The sequence below is a fragment of the Bacillus sp. A01H genome (assembly GCF_045277205.1).
GTDB classification, from domain to species: domain Bacteria; phylum Bacillota; class Bacilli; order Bacillales; family Bacillaceae_G; genus Bacillus_A; species Bacillus_A paranthracis.
This window is the reverse complement of record NZ_CP117702.1, coordinates 1,273,408-1,295,570: the sequence shown is the minus strand read 5'-3', so window position 1 is coordinate 1,295,570 and position 22,163 is coordinate 1,273,408. Positions and strand designations below refer to the sequence as shown.

Annotated in this window: 20 protein-coding genes and 1 other annotated feature; of the genes, 5 read left to right on the top strand and 15 right to left on the bottom strand. The window is 36.6% G+C overall.

Annotation, left to right across the window (positions count from 1 at the left end; all coding sequences use genetic code 11):
- Positions 1-30: 30 nt before the first annotated feature.
- The 3 genes from PSR14_RS06845 to mecA all read right to left on the bottom strand — a co-directional run bounded on the left by PSR14_RS06845 (position 31) and on the right by mecA (position 3,656).
- A complete protein-coding gene (locus tag PSR14_RS06845) occupies positions 31-1,275 on the bottom strand; it encodes a competence protein CoiA (protein WP_000612277.1) in 1,245 nt (414 codons plus the stop codon).
- An 80-nt stretch (positions 1,276-1,355) separates the two neighbouring features.
- The gene (locus tag PSR14_RS06840; RefSeq protein ID WP_098487493.1) at positions 1,356-2,900 is read right to left on the bottom strand and encodes a cardiolipin synthase; all 1,545 of its coding nucleotides are present in this window, start codon (positions 2,898-2,900) and stop codon (positions 1,356-1,358) included.
- Between the two features lie 72 nt (positions 2,901-2,972).
- Positions 2,973-3,656 (bottom strand): adaptor protein MecA, encoded by a 684-nt coding sequence (gene mecA / locus PSR14_RS06835; protein ID WP_000350710.1) that lies wholly within the window; start codon positions 3,654-3,656, stop codon positions 2,973-2,975.
- Positions 3,657-3,995: 339 nt separating this feature from the next.
- Between mecA and PSR14_RS06830 the strand changes: the two genes are divergently transcribed.
- Positions 3,996-4,670 (top strand): TerC family protein, encoded by a 675-nt coding sequence (locus tag PSR14_RS06830; protein WP_000362603.1) that lies wholly within the window; start codon positions 3,996-3,998, stop codon positions 4,668-4,670.
- 49 nt (positions 4,671-4,719) lie between these two features.
- On the opposite strand, the gene spx is transcribed toward PSR14_RS06830, so the two are convergent.
- On the bottom strand, positions 4,720-5,115 hold the full coding sequence (spx, locus tag PSR14_RS06825; RefSeq protein ID WP_000258267.1) for a transcriptional regulator Spx: 396 nt from the start codon (positions 5,113-5,115) through the stop codon (positions 4,720-4,722).
- A gap of 592 nt (positions 5,116-5,707) precedes the next feature.
- On the opposite strand from spx, the gene PSR14_RS06820 reads away from it, so the two are divergent.
- Positions 5,708-5,911 carry a hypothetical protein gene (locus PSR14_RS06820; protein WP_000559978.1) on the top strand — a complete coding sequence of 68 codons (204 nt, stop codon included), beginning with the start codon at positions 5,708-5,710 and terminating at the stop codon, positions 5,909-5,911.
- A 28-nt stretch (positions 5,912-5,939) separates the two neighbouring features.
- Here PSR14_RS06820 and PSR14_RS06815 read toward each other — a convergent pair whose 3' ends face one another.
- The gene (locus PSR14_RS06815; protein WP_000728616.1) at positions 5,940-7,586 is read right to left on the bottom strand and encodes a peptide ABC transporter substrate-binding protein; all 1,647 of its coding nucleotides are present in this window, start codon (positions 7,584-7,586) and stop codon (positions 5,940-5,942) included.
- A 352-nt stretch (positions 7,587-7,938) separates the two neighbouring features.
- On the opposite strand from PSR14_RS06815, the gene PSR14_RS06810 reads away from it, so the two are divergent.
- Positions 7,939-9,384, top strand: coding sequence for an MATE family efflux transporter (locus PSR14_RS06810; RefSeq protein WP_002163724.1), 1,446 nt, complete (start codon positions 7,939-7,941; stop codon positions 9,382-9,384).
- Between the two features lie 144 nt (positions 9,385-9,528).
- On the opposite strand, the gene PSR14_RS06805 is transcribed toward PSR14_RS06810, so the two are convergent.
- The 5 genes from PSR14_RS06805 to PSR14_RS06785 all read right to left on the bottom strand — a co-directional run bounded on the left by PSR14_RS06805 (position 9,529) and on the right by PSR14_RS06785 (position 15,220).
- Positions 9,529-10,464, bottom strand: coding sequence for an ABC transporter ATP-binding protein (locus PSR14_RS06805; protein WP_000166346.1), 936 nt, complete (start codon positions 10,462-10,464; stop codon positions 9,529-9,531).
- The gene (locus tag PSR14_RS06800) at positions 10,457-11,500 is read right to left on the bottom strand and encodes an ABC transporter ATP-binding protein (RefSeq protein ID WP_000854346.1); all 1,044 of its coding nucleotides are present in this window, start codon (positions 11,498-11,500) and stop codon (positions 10,457-10,459) included. The genes PSR14_RS06805 and PSR14_RS06800 overlap by 8 nt, the downstream gene beginning before the upstream one ends.
- 18 nt (positions 11,501-11,518) lie before the next feature.
- Positions 11,519-12,535, bottom strand: a complete 1,017-nt coding sequence (gene opp3C, locus PSR14_RS06795) for an oligopeptide ABC transporter permease (RefSeq protein ID WP_000974101.1) — start codon at positions 12,533-12,535, stop codon at positions 11,519-11,521.
- Positions 12,532-13,461: an oligopeptide ABC transporter permease gene (gene opp3b / locus PSR14_RS06790; RefSeq protein WP_000534165.1), complete on the bottom strand. Its 930-nt coding sequence runs from the start codon at positions 13,459-13,461 to the stop codon at positions 12,532-12,534. The genes opp3C and opp3b overlap by 4 nt, the downstream gene beginning before the upstream one ends.
- Before the next feature lie 127 nt (positions 13,462-13,588).
- Positions 13,589-15,220 carry a peptide ABC transporter substrate-binding protein gene (locus tag PSR14_RS06785; RefSeq protein WP_000727235.1) on the bottom strand — a complete coding sequence of 544 codons (1,632 nt, stop codon included), beginning with the start codon at positions 15,218-15,220 and terminating at the stop codon, positions 13,589-13,591.
- Positions 15,221-15,539: 319 nt separating this feature from the next.
- Between PSR14_RS06785 and PSR14_RS06780 the strand changes: the two genes are divergently transcribed.
- Positions 15,540-15,920: a DUF3899 domain-containing protein gene (locus tag PSR14_RS06780; protein ID WP_001044989.1), complete on the top strand. Its 381-nt coding sequence runs from the start codon at positions 15,540-15,542 to the stop codon at positions 15,918-15,920.
- A 106-nt stretch (positions 15,921-16,026) separates the two neighbouring features.
- Positions 16,027-16,243: a binding site (T-box leader), on the top strand.
- Positions 16,244-16,318: 75 nt separating this feature from the next.
- Positions 16,319-17,308 carry a tryptophan--tRNA ligase gene (trpS, locus tag PSR14_RS06775; RefSeq protein ID WP_000110985.1) on the top strand — a complete coding sequence of 330 codons (990 nt, stop codon included), beginning with the start codon at positions 16,319-16,321 and terminating at the stop codon, positions 17,306-17,308.
- A 444-nt stretch (positions 17,309-17,752) separates the two neighbouring features.
- Here the strand turns inward: trpS and PSR14_RS06770 are convergent, their stop codons facing one another.
- From PSR14_RS06770 to PSR14_RS06750, 5 genes are all read right to left on the bottom strand, one after another.
- A complete protein-coding gene (locus tag PSR14_RS06770; RefSeq protein ID WP_098487492.1) occupies positions 17,753-18,499 on the bottom strand; it encodes a YjbA family protein in 747 nt (248 codons plus the stop codon).
- 143 nt (positions 18,500-18,642) lie between these two features.
- Positions 18,643-19,431 (bottom strand): DUF2268 domain-containing protein, encoded by a 789-nt coding sequence (locus tag PSR14_RS06765; protein WP_000539323.1) that lies wholly within the window; start codon positions 19,429-19,431, stop codon positions 18,643-18,645.
- Positions 19,432-19,537: 106 nt separating this feature from the next.
- Entirely contained in the window at positions 19,538-20,776 is a 1,239-nt protein-coding gene (gene fabF / locus PSR14_RS06760; RefSeq protein WP_000412651.1) for a beta-ketoacyl-ACP synthase II, read from the bottom strand.
- Between the two features lie 31 nt (positions 20,777-20,807).
- Complete coding sequence (fabH, locus tag PSR14_RS06755; RefSeq protein ID WP_001100541.1) at positions 20,808-21,740, bottom strand: beta-ketoacyl-ACP synthase III; 933 nt, start codon at positions 21,738-21,740, stop codon at positions 20,808-20,810.
- 242 nt (positions 21,741-21,982) lie between these two features.
- The gene (locus PSR14_RS06750; protein ID WP_098487496.1) at positions 21,983-22,159 is read right to left on the bottom strand and encodes a ComZ family protein; all 177 of its coding nucleotides are present in this window, start codon (positions 22,157-22,159) and stop codon (positions 21,983-21,985) included.
- Between the last annotated feature and the right edge of the window lie 4 nt (positions 22,160-22,163).

Here is a 22,163-nt window from a genome sequence, read left to right as displayed (position 1 = left end):
TATCTCTACTTACATACAATTCGATTTTTCTTATGTAATTCCTTCACGATTAGTCTTTATTATATCCGCTTTTCCTTCTCTCATGTTGTACTTTGCCTCAAATAAAGATAAGGCATACGCTAAACTCCTTTCATCATATTTCATAACTTCCTCCTCTGTTTTTAACATGGATATCCCCCGTATTTTCCGGTACTTATAAGTCCCTACTCTCTGCAAGACACCTGCATAACATAAAAATGTCATATATTCAGTAACTGCCACTTTCCATATATGCTGTGAAAAGTACGGGAGCATACGCCTTTTCGTATACTTTTTTATATAACTACACACGTACTTGAGGGAAATACAATCCCCTACCGCAAGCTCACCTATACACTTCATATATAAAAAAGCTTGCCATATAAATGAATTTGTTTGAAAAGCAAATGAGGACGGGAGTGGCACACCAATTTCAGAAGGGAAATTTGCTGGGGTACATTTACATTGATATAAGAGGCGTAATAGTGACTTATCATTATACTTCAAGATGGGCAAAGCGTTTTGACGAAAATAATCCTTTCGCTTCTTCCATTCTTGGTTTAATACTTCCCTTTGGAAAGGAACAGGAGAAAAGAGCATTTCAAAAGTAGTCGTTTCAATTGGTAAATATATAATATGTGAAAAAGCAACGCTTGTAGAAAATGATGTAATAAACGTGCATTTCATAAATGATTTTTGTTTCGAACAGAAGAAAATAAGAAGTGGCTGAGGATAAGATTGTAAGGAGAAAGCCATAATTGAGGAGAATTTCATCCAGTATGCAGAGTGCTTTTTCAATTGATTTCCACCAAGAATCCAAATGACTTGTATACCAGCTTTCCAATACGAATAGGTTCGTTTGCAGAGCTGCTCTATAGAAAGATTGGCGCATTGATATTCAATCGCAATTTTTCTCCCTGCTCTCTCTATAAAAATATCCGGTCGTTGCTGAATCTCTGGTAGATAATGCTCTATCTCTACATGAACTTTTTGACGTTTGAACCACCGATATAACAATTCTTTACCGTACATATGATATGTAGATTCTGCTTCATAAAAGGCTAAACATGAATCTACTTTCTTATGAGCAAAATGCCACCTTTTTTGTTTTCCTAATCTCATTAGTACTTCCTTCCCGCAAGCCATGCAAAAGAAACTTTCCCTTTTACGCATATGGTGTAAAAGCTCTTCATCATGATGATCGAGTAGATGAATTTTTTCTCCGTTTTCTCTTTTTGCGATAAATATTGGAATCACACCCTTTCAGCTCCTTATATTCTACAATTTATTACAAATTCCTTTTAAAAAAGAGATGTCCCAATTTTGGACATCTCTTTTTATAATAAAGGCGATAATAACCGGTACGTTGATTCAACAATTCGTCTATGAAGACGCCTTTTATGAAAACGATCGACATGAATTTCACTTGATTCTTCTAAATCGTCTTTAAAATCTTGAACAAGTTTTCGAATGCTATCTGTATCATATAAAAAGGCATTTACTTCAAAGTTCAAATGAAAACTTCTCATATCCATATTCGCTGTCCCAATTGAAGCTAAATCAGAATCGACAATGACAACTTTACTATGGAGAAAACCTTTTTCGTATTCATATATCTTTACCCCTGCATCTAAAAGCTCTGGGAAGTACGATCTCGATGCGTAAAAGACAGTTCGCTTATCAGGCTTACTCGGCATTAACAACCGAACATCAATACCAGCAAGTGCCGCTACTTTTAATGCGGATAAAATATCATCATCCGGAATGAAATACGGCGTTGCAATCCAAATGGATTTCCGCGCAGAAGCAATCATGGCAAAATATAAATGTTTAATTGTTTCCCATTTATTATCCGGCCCACCTGCAACGAGCTGCACGCCGCCCCAATGCTCCCCCTCAACTGCTTTTGCTTGTAAATATTCAGGGGCTAGCACAACCTCACCAGTCATATAAAACCAATCTTGAAGGAAAATAAGCTGCAAACTTTGCACAGCTTCCCCACGCAAATATAAATGCGTGTCTCGCCAAAAGCCGAAGTACTTATCCTTTCCTAAATATTCATCACCAATATTTAATCCACCTACAAATCCTTCATTCCCATCAATAATAACGATTTTTCGGTGATTTCGATAATTAATCTTATCGTTTAAAATCGGAAAACGTACAGGGAAGAACGGAATCATTTCGACACCTGCGTCGTTTAATTCTTCAATATATGATTTTGATAATTTAAAACTTCCAACCGCATCATATAAAAAACGAACGACTACGCCTTCTTTTGATTTTTGTATTAAAATATCTTTAATTTCTGTTCCAAGTTTATCATCACGCACAATGTAATATTCCATATGAATGTGATGTTTCGCTCGTTTTAATCCATCTAAAATAGCCTGAAACGTTTCATCTCCATTTGTTAATGTTCTCGTTTCAGTTTGAAATGAAATATTTAAAGCGCCTAAGCGATCCGCTAAACGAAATAACAGCTCTTGATGCTTATGATTGCGCAAAATCCGTTCTTCGTAATCTTCATGCCCCTTATATTGTAAAAACGCTTGTTCATCGAGCAACGCCTTCTTTTGGAACATTCTCTTCCTCCGAAAGTTCTGTCCGAATAATAAATAAGCGAAGAATCCAAATACCGGAAAAATCCCTAACACAATGAGCCATGTAAGTGTTTTTGACGGATGACGGTTCTCTAAGAAAATAACGCAACCAATTAAAAATGCAGATACCGTAAATAAAATACTAATAATACCTAAAATCGAAACATCTTTTATCCCAATTACATCCGAATAAAACGCTACATCAATAAACATACGTAATGACACAAATAATGCGAACAATAGTAAAACAAAGAAAATCAACTTTAACGTATTTTTCATCTCTTACCTCCTTACTAAGAAAGCTTTCCTATTCTTCATATAAAAAGCCGATTTCATACTACAGAAATCGGCCTACGTTTTAGCAGGAAAATTATTGCGAATTGTTTCAAGCGCATGCTCTTTCACAATTTGTTTCCCATACTCACTTACACGATGAATTGTTAAAGTTGATTCTTCCCCGTATTCTAAAACAATGCTTAAAATGCGATCAATTTCTTCTTCATCATGTAGCACTTCATCGAATTCCACATATACATAATAGCGGTCCTCAAATGAATACAGCTCATCTTTTATATCTTCAAAGATAAGACGATGACTTAATGAAATGACATCTTCAAAATCATTAAACTTAATTAAAAAGCCAAACGTACCATCTTCGTTAAAGTTTGTACCTGCTTGTTCCTCTACCTCTTCCACTAATTCTTGCTGGAATAATGATTCAATACCTTCATCTAGAGGAATGTCTATAATTTTATCTACACCTATTGGTAGTTCTAGCTTTTGTCCATCCTTTGAAAGTTCTGCTTTCGTTACAAGTACTTCAATCCCTTTATCGACTGCTTGCACTTGAATCCATAACGGCCCATCAATAAAGAAATCGTCATGATCACGAGCTTCGTCCATCATTTCCCAAAAGAGCTCTTCGCTTCTTTCGCGGTCATACCAAATTTCCTCACGATTAAAGCCTCTGTCCTCTATATCAATGTACGTAATAAAAAATTTCATCGTATGATCATTAATTCTTTCAATATCCAAAATACAACTCTCCCTTCCTGCTTAGAATTGTTATGAAGGGATTCCCCACTCATATGACAAATCAATAGATTCTTGTACTCTCATTTTATGATAAGATTCTCCAGAATGGAAATAAAATCGATTTATTTTACAAAAATAGTTATATACCTATCTTCATTCAATGGTATACACAAATATATCATTGTCGCGATGCCTCACTTATAAAAAATTTGGACATACATTTCCATCTTCCCCCGTACACTGTAATAAAGTGAAACTTTTATTAGAGAAGATGCTTTAGTCCTTTTCACCACATACATATAGTTCGCTTATTAAAACATCATAAATGGAGGCAGACGAATGGACTTAGAGTTTTTAACATCTGTACTAATGATTGTCGGTATCGATGTTGTATTAGGTGGTGACAACGCAATTGTCATCGCACTAGCTAGCCGAAATTTACCTGAATCGAAACGAAATAAAGCTATTTTGATCGGTACTCTTTTAGCAATCGTACTAAGAATTATCCTTACTATACTAGCTGTCTATTTGCTCGACATTCCATTTCTGCAACTTATCGGGGGCATTTTACTTACATTCATTGCAGTAAATTTACTAACTGATAATAGCAACGATCTTTCTTCTATTCAAGGAAAAACAACTTTATTTCAAGCTGTGCGTACAATTGTATTCGCGGACCTTGTTATGGGATTTGACAACGTTATCGCCATTGCAGGGGCAGCTCACGGAAGATTTTTACTCGTAATAATCGGTTTACTCATTTCTATCCCGATTATTATTTGGGGCAGCAAACTCATTTTAATACTTATGGAACGCTTTCCACTCCTCATTTATTGCGGGGCAGCAATTCTCGCTTATACAGCAGGAAAAATGGTCACACATGAAGACAGACTTGCAACCTTTTTTCATAACAACCCAAGTTTCACTGCAGGCATTCCTTACTTATTTATTTTCACCATCTTATGCATCGGCTTTATCGTTCAACGAGTTCGATTACGAAATTTGAAACATTAAAAAAAACCTTCTACTATATAATAGGTAGAAGGTTTTCATATTATTATAATTAATTTACAAGACGCTGTGCTTCACGTAATTGGAACGTTCTTACTGTACGTGGTAAGAAACGGCGGATTTCGTCTTCATTGTAACCTACTTGAAGGCGTTTCTCGTCAATCATAATTGGACGACGTAAAATCCCTGGATAGTCACGAATCATCTTATATAAATCTTGAAGTGGTAAAGACTCTAAGTTTACATTTAATTCTTGGAAAACTTTCGAACGAGTAGAAATAATCTCATCCGTTCCGCTTTCTGTCATACGTAAAATCTCTTTAATTTCCTCAATCGTTAATGGATCTGAGAAAATATTACGTTCTGTATAAGGAATATGATTTTCCTCTAGCCATAATTTCGCCTTTCTACAAGACGTACAGCTTGGAGAACTATATAATGTTACCATACAAAGCTCACTCTCCTTAAAGAGTACAAATTCTGTACTAATTACAGTTTAAATTTCTAAATTCAGCAATTTTTCGCGATACCTTGTCTTAAAACAAAGTGCAAAAATTGCTTTTCATGTAAGCAACAACTTTTAGTAAACAACAATTACTTTTAATAAGTAACTTCTATAATCATTATACAATAGATTTTGCAAGAAATATACAGTAAATTTCCTTCTAATTGAGAAAACTCTTCCGTGCATTTCACTGCTATGTAACATAATCACACTTACTTCAGCTGTTCTTTAACAATAATCTTCAACCCTCTTAACGCTTGCTTTTCATAGATTTTTCATATGATTTATAGTTATTCTCTCATAATCTTTCCTATGAAAAAGAGAACGTTTTCTTACCTTTTTTTGATAAATCAATTAAGAAATGTAAGACTATACAAGTGAGAATCAAAAGAACGTTTGTTCTCATTTTAACAAACATTCTCATTCATGTCCATACGATTTCTAAAATAAATCAAAAATTTTTCTGACATTTCTTTCTTTTTCATTTTTTATCTCATACAATAAAAATACAGACAGGCAAAGGGGGAATTTGCAAATGATTGCTTTTTTTATTGATTTTGTCACTGTTGCTGCCCTCATCATCGGAATAACAGCATTGATTGGCGTCATTACAAATAGTATTGGTGAAAAACTCTTTGGCGGAAAAGAAAAGATGAAGTTTGTTAATAAAAGTTTGGATGTACAATCCGGCTGGAACCAAGTTGGTGGGAAAGGTATTTATAAGAAACGTACGTATTAAAAAAAGCAGGCAATTACCTGCTTTTTTCTTATTTCTCTACTGACGCCCATTTAAAGCTTAAATCGCCACCATATTTATGGTTGTACATATTTTTAATGGAATCTCTTTGTAAGTATGCTCTACCACGTTGATATACCGGTACAATCGCAGCGTCATCAAGTAACATTTTCTCTGCTTCTAGTAAGCTTTTCCAACGAGCATTTACATCGCTTCCATCTTTTTTTGCTTTCATGATGATCTCATCATATTTCGGATTAGAATATTTCATTTTATTTTGTGATCCGTCAGTTACAAACATATCAAGATATGTAATTGGATCTGGGAAGTCTGCACTCCATCCAGAGAATGACATGACGAAATCGCCCGCATCTTCTAATTTTAGTTTTTGCGCGAATGGTTGTTGTTTAATTTTCACTGTTAAACCTGGTAAATTCTTTTCTAACTCACCTTTTAAATATTCCCCTGTTTTCTTCGATAATTCAACATCTTCGTTTAATAACTCTAATTCGATTTCATTTTTACCAAGCTCTTTTTTACCAGCTTCCCAATATTTCTTCGCTTCTTTCACGTTTGGTTTTACAATATCTCCATTTACAGCACGGAAGTCCTTTTTATCCGGTCCTTTAATGAAGTTATCAGGAATTAATCCTGTTGCTGGCTTAGAACCGTTATTTAATAATGTATCAACGAACGGTTTACGTTCAAAAGCAAGTGAAATTGCTTTACGAATATTTTTATTTGCTAACGCTGGATCTTTTTGATTTAAACGAAGGAAGAATACAGATGTATCTTCTACTGTTTGGAAATCTGGTTTTCCTTTATATTTATCGATGAACTCCGCTAATAACGTTGCTCGATCGACTGCGTTTGTTTCATATAAATTAATTGGTGTAGACGTGTCTTTAACAATATTAAAGTTTACTTCCTCAATCTTCACTTCTTTATTATCCCAATATGACGAGCTCTTTGTCATTTTAAAGCTACGTTCATGTTGCCAATCACTTAATGTAAATGGTCCGTTATAGAGTGTTGTATTCGCTTCCAAACCAAACTTCGTACCTTGCTCTTTCACGAACTTTTCATTCACAGGATAGAAGATTGGATATACCATTAAATCTACAAGGTATGGAATGGAATTGTCTAATTCCACTTCTAATGTATAATCATCAATCGCCTTTACCCCTAATTGGTCCGGACTCATCTCTTTTTTGTTAATTTTCTCTGCATTTTTTATATCATACATAATGTACGCTGATTTCGCAGCTGTATCTGGGTTAATCGCTCTTTGCCATGCGTATACGAAATCTTTTGCCGTCACAGGCTCACCATTTGACCATTTTGCGTCTTCACGTAATGTAAATGTATATTTTTTACCGTCTTCTGATTTTTTGAATTCCTTCGCTACACCAGGAACAAGCTTATCGTCTTTTCCTAAACTGTATAAGCCTTCCATCGTATTAGTCATTACTCTTGAAGAAACTGCATCAGCTGATAACGCTGGATCCATCGTTGGAATTTCTTGCGTTTCAATTAAGTTAATAACTTGCTTCGCACCGCTTTTCCCGCTATCCCCTTTTGCGTTCGCTTGCGGTTCATCTTTTTGGTAGCTACATGCCCCTAACATCATGCTCATTGCTACTGTTGATACTACAAAAACTGGCATCTTTTTTTTCATACTTCCACCCTCCACAAAAATGTTAGCCCTTTCATTTTCAAACAAAAAGAAATATATATATATTCTAATAATTCATATTATACACACAAATATATTTTTTGTATATTTATATTTCTATTTTATTAAAATTTTCTGTTAAAAATTAAACCTTTGTAAACGTTTCATATTGCTAATTATCCTTACTAAAGTGTTGAAAATAGTTATTTTTATATTTTTCTAAATTATCAGAGAAAAACAAAATTTATATCTTATAATACTTTACGCATAATTATCCTTCTGTTTTTATCATAAAATAGCTCTCCCTTCATAATAAAGATATGTAGGTTAAAATGAGTGCAAAGGTTAAGAAAGTATGTTACGATACACTTTGCTAAAAATAGATATCGGTAAAGAGGGGACGGACATGACAGCAATTCAGGCAAAAAACAGGCCTACTGAGAAATTAAGTTTATTCTTATTAACATGGCCTATTTTTCTAGAAGTTTTTCTATTTATGTTAATGGGGATCGCTGATACTTTCATGTTAAGTGCATTATCAGACGATGCTGTATCTGGGGTTGGTGCAGCGAATCAATATCTCCATATCGCTATTTTGGTACTAGAAGTCATCGGGAACGGCGCAGCCATCGTCGTATCTCAATACCTCGGTTCCAAACGTTTTATGGAAGCATCAAAAATATCAGCTTTAGCCGTCACATTAAATTTAGTGGTCGGACTCGTTATAAGCGCTGGTTTTCTTTTATTCTCAAAACATATGATGATGGCAATGAACTTACAAGGCGATGTACTAATGTATGCACAGAGCTATTTATCTATCGTCGGAGGAGCTATTTTCCTTCAAGCTATTATTAATTCATTAGCCGCAATTATCCGCGTACATGGCTTCACAAAGCAAGCGATGTTTATTTCTCTTGGAATGAATATTATTCATATCGCTGGAAACTACGTACTCATTTTCGGAAAATTTGGTTTCCCAGAGCTAGGTGTACAAGGGGCTGCCATTTCTTCTGCTGTCAGCCGACTTATAGCGCTTCTCGTTTTCTTCTGGTTACTGTACCGCGTTATGGAGTACCGTGTAAAATTACAATACTACTTCACCTTATCAAAAGAATATATCGGGAAAATTTTAAAAATCGGAATTCCATCTGCGTTTGAGCAGGTTATGTATCAAGCTTGCCAAATTGTCTTCTTATACTATGCAACATATTTAGGAACGGAATCGTTAGCTGCTAGACAATACGCTACGAACATCTCTATGTTCACTTATTTATTCGCTATTGCAATCGGTATGGGAACTGCAATTATTATCGGACGCCTCGTTGGCGGTGGTGAAAAAGATGAAGCGTATGAACGTGTATGGAAAAGTGTAAAGTGGGCGATCGGTGTCACTTTATGTATGGTTGCTCTCGTTATTACATTCCGCACACAATTAATGGGACTATTTACAGATAATCCGCACATTATTGCGTTAGGTGCGTCAGTTCTTTTACTAAGTGTACTACTTGAAACAGGGCGTACGATGAACATCGTCATCATCAATTCACTTCGCGCAGCTGGTGATGCAAAGTACCCAGTTTTAATCGGCGCATTCTCTATGGTGTTAATGAGTTTACCACTCGGTTATTTTTTCGCCTTCCATTTAGATATGGGGCTCGTTGGTATTTGGCTAGCAATTGCTATTGATGAATGGACACGTGCCATTATTATGTTCTTCCGCTGGAAAAGTAGAGCGTGGGAGCGTTATGCACTTGTTAAACCTGAAGAACAAGAGGAGATTGTTTCTGTTCAGGCGCAATAATACTCGTTTAATTAAGGTGTAGTCATTAGTATAGGCAACTTATATTTGCGATTCTTTAAATATATCGACTTACCGAGAAATATTGACAACTCTTTTATATAGTAAAAAAATCCATTCTTCTGTAATAGAAGAATGGATTTTTTATTATTGATAAATCTCTTTATATTTCTTGTACTCCGCTTCAGAACATAGTACGAAATGTCCCGGGCGAATTTCACGCATTGTCGGTTCTTCACTGCCATAATTGTGCTGAGATGGATCGTATACGATACGTTTACGATTGCGCTCATAATCTGGATCTGGAAGTGGAATTGCTGATAATAGTGATTTTGTATATGGATGAATTGGATTTGCATATAACTCATCACTTGTTGTTAATTCAACGATTTGACCACGGTACATTACACCAATGCGGTCACTAATGTATTTTACCATTGATAAATCATGGGCAATGAATAAGTATGTTAAACCTTTTTCTTTTTGTAACTTTTTCAGTAAGTTTACAACTTGCGCCTGAATTGATACGTCAAGTGCTGAGATTGGCTCATCGGCAATGATAAATTCAGGTTCTACAGCAAGTGCACGAGCGATACCGATACGCTGACGTTGTCCACCTGAGAATTCATGAGGGAAACGGTTTGCGTGCTCTTTATTTAAGCCAACTGTGTTTAATAATTCATGAACACGGTCCATACGCTCTTTTTTGTTTTTCGCTAATCCGTGAATATCAATACCTTCTGCAATAATATCCCCTACTGTCATACGAGGGTTTAATGATGCATATGGATCTTGGAAAATCATTTGCATTTTACGGTTGAATTTCTTCAATTCTGCGCGTGATTTTTTGCCATGTACATTTTCACCGTCGAACAATACTTCACCTGCAGTTGCATCATATAAACGAATGATCGTTCTTCCAGTTGTTGATTTACCACAACCCGATTCTCCTACAAGACCAAATGTTTCTCCGCGGTAAATATCAAATGAAATATCATTAACCGCTTTGACAACACCACCACTCACGTCGAAGTGCTGCTTTACATTTTTTACTTCAATTAATTTCTCACGTTGTTTAGTCATGTTGTTCACCTGCTTTCATTTGAAGAATGCGTTTTTCAACGACTGCCGGCGGTTTTACTTCTGGAGCTTGCTCATGAAGTAACCAAGTTGCCGCATAGTGTGTATCACTTACTTTAAATAAAGGTGGGTCCATTTCAAAATCAATTTTCAGTGCCTGTGGGTTACGTGGTGCAAAAGCATCTCCCTTTGGCGGCTTCAATAAATCTGGAGGCGTTCCAGGAATTGCATATAACTCTTCTTCTGAACCATCTAAACTTGGCATAGATGCGATTAAGCCCCAAGTATATGGATGTTTTGGATTGTAGAAAATTTCATCTACAGTTCCGATTTCAACAACTTTACCAGCGTACATAACTGCTACGCGGTCCGCAACGTTCGCCACTACACCTAAGTCATGCGTAATGAAAATGATTGCTGCTTCTGTTTTTTGTTGAATGTCCTTCATAAGCTCTAAAATTTGCGCCTGAATTGTAACGTCTAGCGCTGTTGTCGGCTCATCGGCAATCAATAATTTTGGGTTACAAGCTAATGCCATCGCAATAACTACACGCTGCCTCATACCACCAGAGAATTGGTGCGGATATTGTTTTAAACGAGCTTCTGGATTTGGAATACCTACAAGGTCGATTAATTCCAACGCAACTTTACGTGCGTCTGCTTTACTCATTCCTTGGTGTTTAATAAGGCCTTCCATAATTTGATTTCCAATTGTCATCGTTGGGTTTAATGATGTCATTGGATCTTGGAAAATCATCGCGATATCTTTACCACGTACTTGCTGCATTTCTTTTTCTGTTAATTTCGTTAAGTCACGACCTTCAAATACGATTTCACCATTTTTAATGCGTCCAGGAGGATTCGGAATTAATCCCATTAACGCTTTAGAAGTAACTGATTTCCCAGAACCAGATTCTCCTACAATCGCTAATGTTTCCCCTTTTTTCAAATCAAAAGTAACGCCGCGTACAGCTTGTACTTCACCTGCATGTGTATCAAAGGAGACTTGTAAATCTTTTACCTCTAACAATGTTTTCATCTTTGCCTCTCCCCTCTTTTACTTACGCATTTTTGGATCTAACGCATCGCGTAATCCGTCTGCCATTAAGTTAAACGCTAAAATTAATATACTGATGACAACCGCAGGAATGAACATCATATGCGGATACGTTTGAATTGATTTATAACCGTCATTTACAAGAGAACCAAGTGATGCGAATGGTGGTTGAATACCTAAACCGATGAAGCTTAAGAACGCCTCACCAAACACCGCTGTTGGAATTGTAAACATTGTCATTACAATAATTGGTCCCATTACGTTCGGGATTAAGTGTTTTACAATTAATTGTGTATTTGTTGCACCTAATGTACGAGATGCTAATACGTATTCTTGATTTTTTAATTTAAGGATTTGTCCACGAACGATACGCGACATCCCTATCCAACCTGTAATTGCCATTGCGAGTGTAATTGACCATATACCAGATCCCATAATGATTACCATTAAAATAACGATGATTAAGTATGGAATACCGTTAATAATCTCCATAATACGTTGCATAATGTTATCTACTCTACCGCCATAGAATGCTGAAATACCTCCATATGCAACCCCAATTACTAAGTCAATTGCTGCTGCTAAAAGAGCGATATATAATGATACGCGTGTACCTTCCCATGTTCTTGTCCATAAATCGCGTCCAAGATCATCTGTACCAAACCAGAAATACTCTTTAATATCACGTTTTTCATATTGGTCAACACCATATTGATCTGTACCGTCAAATGGTAACCAATGAACATTTTCAATAACTGGAATTTTCGGTGGCAATTTTGCACGTCCTAAATCTTGCTCTTTATACGAGTGCTTACTTACCATCGGTCCGAAGATTGCTAGTAAGATAATAAGCGTTAATAAAACTAAACCAAACATTGCTCCTTTATGTTGGAACAAACGTCTTCTTACATCTTGCCAAAACGTTAAGCTTGGACGGGCAATGACTTCATTATCCACATTATTTTGATTAGCTTGTTGAAATAAGTCTGGAGATAATTTTTGTACATCTTTCATCATTTTTTCCCTCCCGCTAAACGAATACGAGGATCAATAATTCCGTATAAAATATCAACAATGAAAATAACTAAGATGAAGATCGCACTATAGAAAATTGTAGTTCCCATAATAACTGTATAGTCATTCACTGTAATAGATTTAACGAACTGTTCCCCTAGTCCTGGTACAGCATAAATTTGCTCAATAACTAATGTACCTGTAATTAACCCTGCAACCATTGGTCCTAAAATTGTTACAACTGGAATTAACGCGTTACGAAGGGCGTGTTTGATAATGATAACGCCTTGGCTAATTCCTTTCGCTTTCGCTGTTAAAATGTAGTCAGCTTGCATAACTTCAATTAACTCTGCACGAGCGAAACGTGCGATTGTTGCGATAACTGCCATCGATAAAGCGATTGTAGGCATTACTGTAAACTCTGGCCCTTTCCAGAATGCTACTGGGAACCATCCAAGTTTTACCCCTACGAAATATTGTAGTAATGCGGCAAATACGAACGATGGTACCGACATCCCGAGTACGGAAATAATTGTCGCTCCATAGTCGACCCACGTATTGTTACGAAGTGCCGCAACGATTCCTAAAATTAAACCGATAAATGTTCCTAATATAATCGCTTGTAAACCAAGTTGTGCTGATGGTCCAATGCGATCCACAATCATGTCTGTTACTGGACGGTTATCATATTGGAATGATACCCCTAAATCCCCTTTTGCTAAGTTACCTAAGTAACGTGCATATTGAACTGGTACTGGATCATTTAAACCATATTTTTCAAGAATGATTTCTTTTTGTGCCGGTGATAACTTCTCCTGATTTTTAAGCGGAGAACCTGGAAGTAATTTCATCAAAAAGAAAGTCAACGTAGTAATTAAAAATAATGTCAAAGCCATGTACACGAAACGTTTTAATACATAACGTCCCATAGTCAAGCACCTCCCCGTTTTTCTCAAAAGCAATAAGATAGTTTAAAATATTCTTACTTTTATTTTTTTAAAATAAGAGTACACGCCCATCATAGGCATATACCCTTATTCATGATGGAAACCATTTTTAGTTTTTGAGTTCAACCCACTTATAGCTAAATTCCCCGCCATACTTATGTTCTAATAGGCCAGTAATAGATTGGCGTTGTAAATATGCTTTTCCAGGTTGATATACTGGAGCAATCGCCGCATCTTCAAGCAGTTGTTTTTCCGCTTGTAATAATGCATCCCAGCGAGCTTGTACATCAACTTCTGTTTTTGCTTTTTTAATTAAATCATCATACGCTGGGTTTGCGTAATGTACTTTGTTTTGTGCATTACCTGTCGTATACATTTCAAGGAATGACATTGGATCCATATAATCTGGACTCCATCCCGCATATGACATTGCATAATCTCCACTTGCTTCAAGTTTTAATTTTTGTGCAAATGGTTGCATTTTTGTTGGAACTGTTAAACCTGGTAAGTTCTTTTCAAATTGGCCTTTTAAATACTCTCCGATTTTTTTAGCATCATCAGTATCAAAGTTTAATAGCTCTAACTCTACTTTGTCTACACCAAGTTCTTTTTTACCAGCTTCCCAGTATTTTTGTGCTTCTTTCATATCCTCTTTTATAAGCTTTCCGTTTTCTTCACGGAAGTCTTTTCCATTCGGACCTTTTGCTAAGCCTTTCGGAACAAAACCATATATACCCTCTGAACCATCGTTTAAGATTACTTTTCCGATGTTTTCACGTTCAAAGGACATTGCAATTGCTTTTCGGATATTTTTATTTGCTAAAAATTTATTCTTTTCATTTAAGCGAATAAATTGTGTAGATGGTCTCTTAATCGTTTTAAAGTCAGCATCTGATTTGTATTTATCTACAAACTCTGATGTTAAGACTACACGATCAATTGCTTTCGTTTCATATAAATTTATAGCAGTTGAACGATCCTTAACAATATTGAAGTTTATTTCCTCAAGTTTTACTTCTTTATTTTCCCAATACGTTGGATTCTTCTTAAGTTGGAAACTTTGTTCATGCTTCCATTCATTTAATACGAATGGACCATTATAAAGTGTCGTATTGGATTCTAATCCAAACTTTGCTCCTTGTTCTGTTACAAATTTCTCATTCAAAGGATATAATGTTGGATAGACTGTTAAACTTACAAAATAAGGAACAGGGTTATCTAATTCCACTTCAAGTGTATGATCATCAATTGCCTTTACACCAAGTTCTTCAACTGGTAATTCTTTTTTGTTAACTTTCTCCGCATTTTTAACATCAAATAGTATGTAAGCAAACTTGGCACCCGTGTTTGAATCTACAGCTCTTCGCCAAGAATAAACGAAGTCCTTCGCTGTTACAGGTTCACCATTAGACCATTTCGCATCTTCACGTAACTTAAACACATATTTTTTGCCATCCTCTGATTTCTCATAAGATTTAGCGACACCCGGAACAAGTTTATCATCTTTCCCCAGACGATATAACCCTTCCATTGTGTTATTCATGATGTTAGAAGATGTTGCATCTGTTGATAACGTCGTATCCATAGTTGGGATTTCAGCTGTCTCAGTTAGATTTAACACTTGCTTGTTTGAGGATTTTTCTTTCGCGCCTGCTTTATTATCCTCTTTTTGGTAACTACAAGCTCCTAACATACTGACAGTCAACGTCGATGCAAGTAATAACGGTATCTTTTTCTTCATGTTGTGTTGCCTCCCCTAATTGCACTTCCTGTACCCTCACTTGTAAAAAAGTAGAATTGAAAGAATAATCTCCAAGTTTCTACAATTTTCATTATACATATAATATAACAATTGTGAATATAGTTTTTTGTTTTTTTGTTAAAATTTTTAATAAAATGTTTATTTTTTTATTTTTTTGTAAAGGGATACGTTAACATTGCTACCATCATCTTGCAATCAGACCTTTAATTGCGTATAATTTTCAAAAAATTAGTTCTAGTACATATTATAGCTTTTATAGTATAATAATTCTAGTAATATTTTGACGGAGGGGAACATTTTGAATAAAGTTTTTTTTCATACTTGTATACTAATTTTCATAGCGATAATCGCTTCTAGTATTGGTGCATTCCTCGTTTCATCGCATTTTTTGTTGAATTTTGTCAACATCTCTTTTTATATTGCACTATTTTTTATTCTTACAGGCGGTTTTTTATTCATATTTCAAAATGGATTTTTTAACGTAACAATTTACGCATTCCAAAGAGTATTTGGTACGAACAAAAAAATCGACTCTTTAATTGAAGAAGTAGAGGAACCTGTCGATAAGAAAGAACGTATTTATAAAACATATTCATTCAAATGGACGTATCCAATTTGCATTACCGGTATCGTTCTTGGGTTGTTCTCGACCTTCATTAGCTTTACTATTTTGATGTAGTTTGCAAACACTATCCCATATGATATAATAATCTGCAAAACATTTTGTTATAAAACTTTAGTTCTTTCATATTTAAAAGAGCTCAGGTAACAATAAATAAATTTATATGTATGCGATGATAAAGAAGAGTACATATTGAGGCAATTTCAGAGAGCTTGTGGCTGGTGTGAACAAGTAATTGTACAGTATGGAATGGGCTTTTGAGCTCCAAACCGAACCGAAAGTAGTAGGCTTTGGCGTTATATCCAAACGTTATTATGGATTAGAGAGATTTCACAGTAGTGAAATAATTAGGGTGGTACCGCGGTCCATTCGTCCCTATAGTTTTTTGGGATGAATGGGCTTTTTTGTTTGCCTTCTCTTCCCTATCACGCATTCAAATTTAGGAGGAATTACTTATGTCAGTTATCTTTTCTGGTATTCAGCCGAGTGGAACGATTACACTTGGAAACTATTTAGGGGCTATGAAGCAATTTACAGAGCTTCAAAACGAACACGACTGTTATTTCTGTATTGTAAATCAACATGCGATTACAGTGCCTCAAGATCCCGTCGGGCTTCGTAAAAACATCCGCAGTCTTGCTGCACTTTATGTAGCATGCGGTATCGATCCTGAAAAAGCTACGTTATTTGTACAATCAGAAGTACCGGCACACGCTCAACTAGGATGGATTATGCAATCAGTTGCTTACGTTGGAGAATTAGAGCGTATGACGCAATATAAAGATAAAGCGTCAGGTAGAGATTCAGTACCAGCTGGATTACTAACGTATCCACCATTAATGGCTGCTGATATTTTACTTTACAACACTGAAATCGTGCCTGTTGGTGATGACCAAAAGCAACATATGGAATTAACACGTGACCTAGCAGAGCGTTTCAACAAACGTTTCCGTGAAGTATTCACAATTCCTGAAATCCGTATTCCAAAAGTAGGAGCTCGCGTTATGTCACTAACAGAGCCTACGAAAAAAATGAGTAAATCTGATCCGAATCCAAAATCAATGATCAGCATGCTTGACGAACCAAAAACAATTGAAAAGAAAATTAAGAGTGCTGTAACTGATTCTGAAGGTATCGTGAAATTTGATAAAGAAAACAAACCTGGCATCTCTAACTTATTAACAATCTACTCTTCATTCTCTGGAAAAACAGTTGAAGAAATTGAAGCAATGTACGAAGGAAAAGGATATGGCGACTTCAAAGGCGACTTAGCGCAAGTAGTCGTAGAGGCAATTCGTCCAATCCAAGACAAATATAACGAACTAATCAACTCACCAGAACTAGACGAAATTCTAGACAAAGGTGCCGAAAAAGCAAACCGTGTCGCATTCAAACAACTACGCAAAGTAGAAAACGCAATGGGACTAAGCAGAAAACGTAGGTAACATATAAAGCGGAGGCGACTGCTTAGCCCTGACGGCTAAGGTTCTTTCCCACAGAAGGTGCTTTTTACCTTCTTGTGGGGAAGGTTCTTAGACGCGAAGGTGCTTTTTACCTTCTTGTGGGGAAGGTTCTTAGACGCGAAGGGTTAGGAGCCGGAGCTAGATTACATATAAAGCGGAGGCGGCTCGTTCAGCTCTGACTGGCTAAGGTTCTTTCGCATAAAAGGCGCTTTTTGCCTTCTTATGCGGAAGGTTCTTAGACACGAAGAGCTTGCCGCTGGAGCTGGATTTCATATAAAGCAGAAGCGGCTCGCTTAGAATGTGAGGGGGATGGAGCTCCTGACGTAGAGGCGTTTTTTGCCTCGCAGGAAGGCGCGAAGCCACCGAACATTCTTGCCGCTGGAGCTAGACTACAACAAATAAAAAAAACCGCCGATTGGCGGTTTTTTAATTTACCTTTTGCTCGTTTTCCATTTCCCATAACTTTTCAAAAAATGGCTGTCCTTTTACGAGACGCTCGCATAATTGTTCGTGCTTCTCAGACCAACCTGTTTTCGCTTCATCATACAGCTTAGCCCAAATATCTTCAAATTCCATATGTTGAACCATTCCGTATGCTGATGGATCCCACTCTGTGAACCAATAGCGAATTTCCGCTGTGTTTTTCGTTGTATGTAATTGATCTAACGCCATAAATAGTAATTGTTTAAGCTGTCTTTCTTTACGAGTTAAGCCATTCATAATGGAAGGTGATGGTGATAAAATATGATGTTCTTTTTCCATTTCTTCTACTTGGAACTCATACTTTTCTGCTTGTACGTTTTCTACCATCTCATATACCATCTGCTCTTGGCGCGGTATAAGTCTGCTCTTTCGAATCGGTACGTTGTAACCAATTGTGTCGATTGCAATAATTCCTTTTCCATCTGTAACTACAAAGCAATACTCTTGCTGCAAACGTTCATGATTTTTACGAATATAAGCCTTATGATGTACGTCTTCCAACATTTTTTGCGGAAGCTCTAACAATTCGTTCTCGATGTAATGATATAATGTGGAATCTACTTTTAATAATGGCACTTGATCTAATAGCTCAATCGTATCATCTTTCCGCCATTCGTAAAAATGACAAACGTTATACCCATTTTCTTCACCTTCAAACCAATTTACCCATACATCATGTAGATATAACATTCACTACCCCTCACTTCACTACTGTTTGTATCCATCATTATGTTCAATTTTTCTTAACTTTATTCCACCTAAGGAAATATATTCTAATTATTATTTTTTCTTCTATTAATACTAAAAAAACAGGAAAGAGAGCTCCTGTTTTTTTATATATGAAATGTTTTTGCTTTATTCAATATTTCTTTTGCATCTATAGGTAATAAAGAAAGTGTATCTTCTCCTTCCAAAGTTACACAATCTTTGACAATATGAAATCCAAGCGCATAGCCAAGCATCTTCGGATAAGAGTGAAATCCATTTAATAAGATGTCGTGCTCCCTTGTTCCTCGCTTTATACTTATTCTTTCATATACAACGTTTTTCCAATAATATATAGCCTCTTCTTTTGAAAGATACGTCGTCCACGGTGCATTGTTTTTTTCTGAATATCTTTCCGTTACCGCTTGCTCAGCTAACCCTTCCATAATCATCGTATCAAGTAATGTATATTCCGTTTCTTTCGTCTCAATTTGATGCAACCTGCATATATGATGATATTCATGCGCCAATAGCACTTTTAATTCTTCCACCGAATTCCGTCCACATACGAATAAGAAAATAACGTGACGCATAGATAATCCAGCCCTGCCGTTATACTCTTCTTGTACAGTTCGATTATAGGAATCTGATAATAGAATAAAGACAGGGACATCTGGACCTTTTAACCAATTTTTCAGTTTCTCATACTCTGCACGTAACTCTTTCCAAACTTCCTTTTTCTCTAACTCTTTAATTTCTCGTTCTCCTCGCATAACAGGGCGATACATACCTTTAGAAATTAAAAAGCGATACAACCTTTCTTTTGGCAGCGGGATATACTTCGTAAACTTCTCACACAGCTTTTCTGGCCGTCCATAATATAGATGTAACCACTCAGCAGTTTCAACAACCCCCATCTTTATCCCTCCTTTTTCTTATGTATATGCAAAAAGAGAAAAAGACGTAAAAATAAATAAGGAGTTTTTTCGCAATATATCGCGAAAAAACTCCTTATCTCATCTATTATTTATACGCTTTAAATACTAATACTGCGTTATGACCACCGAATCCTAATGAATTACTTAACACCGCGTTTACTTCTTGATGTCTCGCATTATTCGGTACGTAATCTAAGTCACATTCTGGATCTGGTGTCTCATAGTTAATTGTTGGAGGAATTACTCCGTCTGTAATTGATTTAATAGAGAAGATCGCTTCAACAGCACCAGCTGCTCCTAATAAGTGACCTGTCATTGATTTCGTTGAGCTGATTGCTACTTTATACGCATGCTCACCGAACGTTTCTTTAATTGCCATCGTTTCATACTTTTCATTCGCATCCGTACTTGTACCATGCGCATTAATGTAATCAATATCTTCTGGCTGTAGACCTGCATCCGCTAAAGCTTGACGCATTGCGCGCACGCCGCCTTCACCGCCAGGAGCTGGCATTGTAATATGGAATGCATCACCAGTTGCACCGTAACCAGCGATTTCCGCATAAATGTGAGCACCACGAGCTAATGCGTGCTCTAATTCTTCAAGAATTAAAATACCTGAACCTTCACCCATTACGAAACCACTACGGTTTTTATCGAATGGACGGCAAGCTGTTGCTGGATCTTCATTGAATGTTAATGCTTTCGCTGAGCTAAATCCTGCGAATGCCATACTTGTTAACGGCGCCTCTGCCCCGCCCGTAATCATTGCATCAGCATCACCACGCTGAATTGCTTTAAACGCATCACCAATTGAGTTTGCACCAGATGCACAAGCCGTTACAGAACAAGTGTTAATTCCTTTTGCTCCTGTTGCGATTGATACTTGGCCTGCTGCCATATCTGGAATCATCATCGGTACGAAGAATGGGCTCACGCGGCGCGGGCCTTTCTCAGTAAAAATCTTAAATTGTTCTTCGTATGTTTCCATACCACCAATACCAGAACCAATCCATACACCAATTCGAGGTCCATTTTCTTCTGTAATCTCAAGCTTTGCATCTGCAACTGCCATTTTCGCTGCTGCTACTGCATATTGTGTAAAGCGATCCATACGACGCGCTTCTTTTTTATCAATATATTTCTCGACTTCAAAGTCGTTAATTTCTGCTGCTACTTTTGCTGGAAATAGTTCCGGATCAATTCTTGTAAGTCGTCCGATTCCAGATACACCCTTTTTAATGTTTTCCCACGCTGTTTCAACATCTGTACCGACCGGTGTAACAGCTCCTAGTCCTGTAATTACGACCCTCTTTTTTTCCATACAAAATACACTCCTTTTTTTCTCTCAGTCCTTATTTACCCCAACGAAGAGCGACTGCTCCCCATGTTAATCCGCCGCCAAAACCAACAAGTATAATTAAATCACCATCTTGAATACGTCCGTTTTGCAATTCCTCTACCATTGCAATCGGAATGGAAGAAGCTGATGTATTACCGAACTTCTCAATTGTCATACTCATCTTTTCTTGTGGTAAATTTAATCTCTCTCTTGCAGATTCCATAATACGAATATTCGCTTGATGCGGTACTAAGAAATCCACATCTTCTTTCGTAAGACCAGCTTTATCTAGAACGCGAAGACAAGAATCCCCAAGTTGACGAACAGCAAATTTAAAGACTTCTCTGCCATTCATCATAACATACTCATCTTGATAAAGATGCTTACCGCCACTTCCGTCCGCTCCTAATTCGAAAGATAGAACGCCTTTACCTTCTGAAACAGCTCCCATTACGATCGCACCGGCTCCGTCTCCAAATAGTACTGCTGTATTTCGATCGTTCCAATCTACAATTTTAGATAGTTTATCACTACCAACTACTAGTATATTTTTATAAGTTCCCGTTTGAATAAATTGCTGCGCTGTAATCATTCCGTACATAAAACCAGCACACGCTGCACTTAAATCCATTGCAGCTGCATGTTTTGCGCCAATTGCTTCTTGAATGACACAAGCCACTGCTGGAAAAGCACGATCCGGCGTTACTGTTGCTACTAAAATAAGATCGATATCCTCTCCGCTAACCCCTGCATCTTCAAGCGCTTTTTTAGAAGCCTCTACGGCCATATATGAAGTATCTATTGTATCATCGGCAATGCGTCTTTCCGCAATCCCTGTTCTCGTACGAATCCATTCATCGGATGTATCCATTATTTTCTCTAAATCGTGATTTGTGACTACTTTTTCCGGCACATATCTTCCGATCCCTAAAATGCCCACGTTCACATCGCAGCCCTCCGTTTTATATCAATTATTATGACTTGGTACTAATTTTAAAACATAAATGTATTTTTGTCTAGAATATATTTCTGCTAAAACATAAAGCGAACGCATTATTCACCTTATTGTTTATGAAAAGGAACGGAAACATACCTTTCCCTGTTCTTTCGAAATATAAAAAGGCCCTGACCGCTTCTATCCACGGTTCGGGCCTCTCTTCCATCTTAAAAAGATGCTTTTTATTCTTTTTATTCTTGATCTGCTTTCCCAAGCTCATATGCTTCGTTCATAACTTTCATCAATAACTCTAATACAGGTCGAGCTTTCTCCATATCAAGCGCAATTCCATTATCATCTAAAATGGCCTTTGCTTCTGGTAAATGCTTCATTGCGATTTGTAAAAATTGCATGCTTTTCTCATTCATATTA

Bases quoted from the DNA above. Each gene is read 5' to 3' on its own strand.
- PSR14_RS06815 (WP_000728616.1), bottom strand. From the start codon at position 7,586: ATGAAAAAAAAGATGCCAGTTTTTGTAGTATCAACAGTAGCAATGAGC.
- PSR14_RS06810 (WP_002163724.1), top strand. From the start codon at position 7,939: ATGTTACGATACACTTTGCTAAAAATAGATATCGGTAAAGAGGGGACG.
- PSR14_RS06800 (WP_000854346.1), bottom strand. From the start codon at position 11,500: ATGAAAACATTGTTAGAGGTAAAAGATTTACAAGTCTCCTTTGATACA.
- trpS (WP_000110985.1), top strand. From the start codon at position 16,319: ATGTCAGTTATCTTTTCTGGTATTCAGCCGAGTGGAACGATTACACTT.
- PSR14_RS06830 (WP_000362603.1), top strand. From the start codon at position 3,996: ATGGACTTAGAGTTTTTAACATCTGTACTAATGATTGTCGGTATCGAT.
- opp3C (WP_000974101.1), bottom strand. From the start codon at position 12,535: ATGATGAAAGATGTACAAAAATTATCTCCAGACTTATTTCAACAAGCT.
- PSR14_RS06785 (WP_000727235.1), bottom strand. From the start codon at position 15,220: ATGAAGAAAAAGATACCGTTATTACTTGCATCGACGTTGACTGTCAGT.
- opp3b (WP_000534165.1), bottom strand. From the start codon at position 13,461: ATGGGACGTTATGTATTAAAACGTTTCGTGTACATGGCTTTGACATTA.
- PSR14_RS06765 (WP_000539323.1), bottom strand. From the start codon at position 19,431: ATGGGGGTTGTTGAAACTGCTGAGTGGTTACATCTATATTATGGACGG.
- fabF (WP_000412651.1), bottom strand. From the start codon at position 20,776: ATGGAAAAAAAGAGGGTCGTAATTACAGGACTAGGAGCTGTTACACCG.
- PSR14_RS06820 (WP_000559978.1), top strand. From the start codon at position 5,708: ATGATTGCTTTTTTTATTGATTTTGTCACTGTTGCTGCCCTCATCATC.
- spx (WP_000258267.1), bottom strand. From the start codon at position 5,115: ATGGTAACATTATATAGTTCTCCAAGCTGTACGTCTTGTAGAAAGGCG.
- PSR14_RS06770 (WP_098487492.1), bottom strand. From the start codon at position 18,499: ATGTTATATCTACATGATGTATGGGTAAATTGGTTTGAAGGTGAAGAA.
- PSR14_RS06805 (WP_000166346.1), bottom strand. From the start codon at position 10,464: ATGACTAAACAACGTGAGAAATTAATTGAAGTAAAAAATGTAAAGCAG.
- PSR14_RS06750 (WP_098487496.1), bottom strand. From the start codon at position 22,159: ATGAATGAGAAAAGCATGCAATTTTTACAAATCGCAATGAAGCATTTA.
- PSR14_RS06840 (WP_098487493.1), bottom strand. From the start codon at position 2,900: ATGAAAAATACGTTAAAGTTGATTTTCTTTGTTTTACTATTGTTCGCA.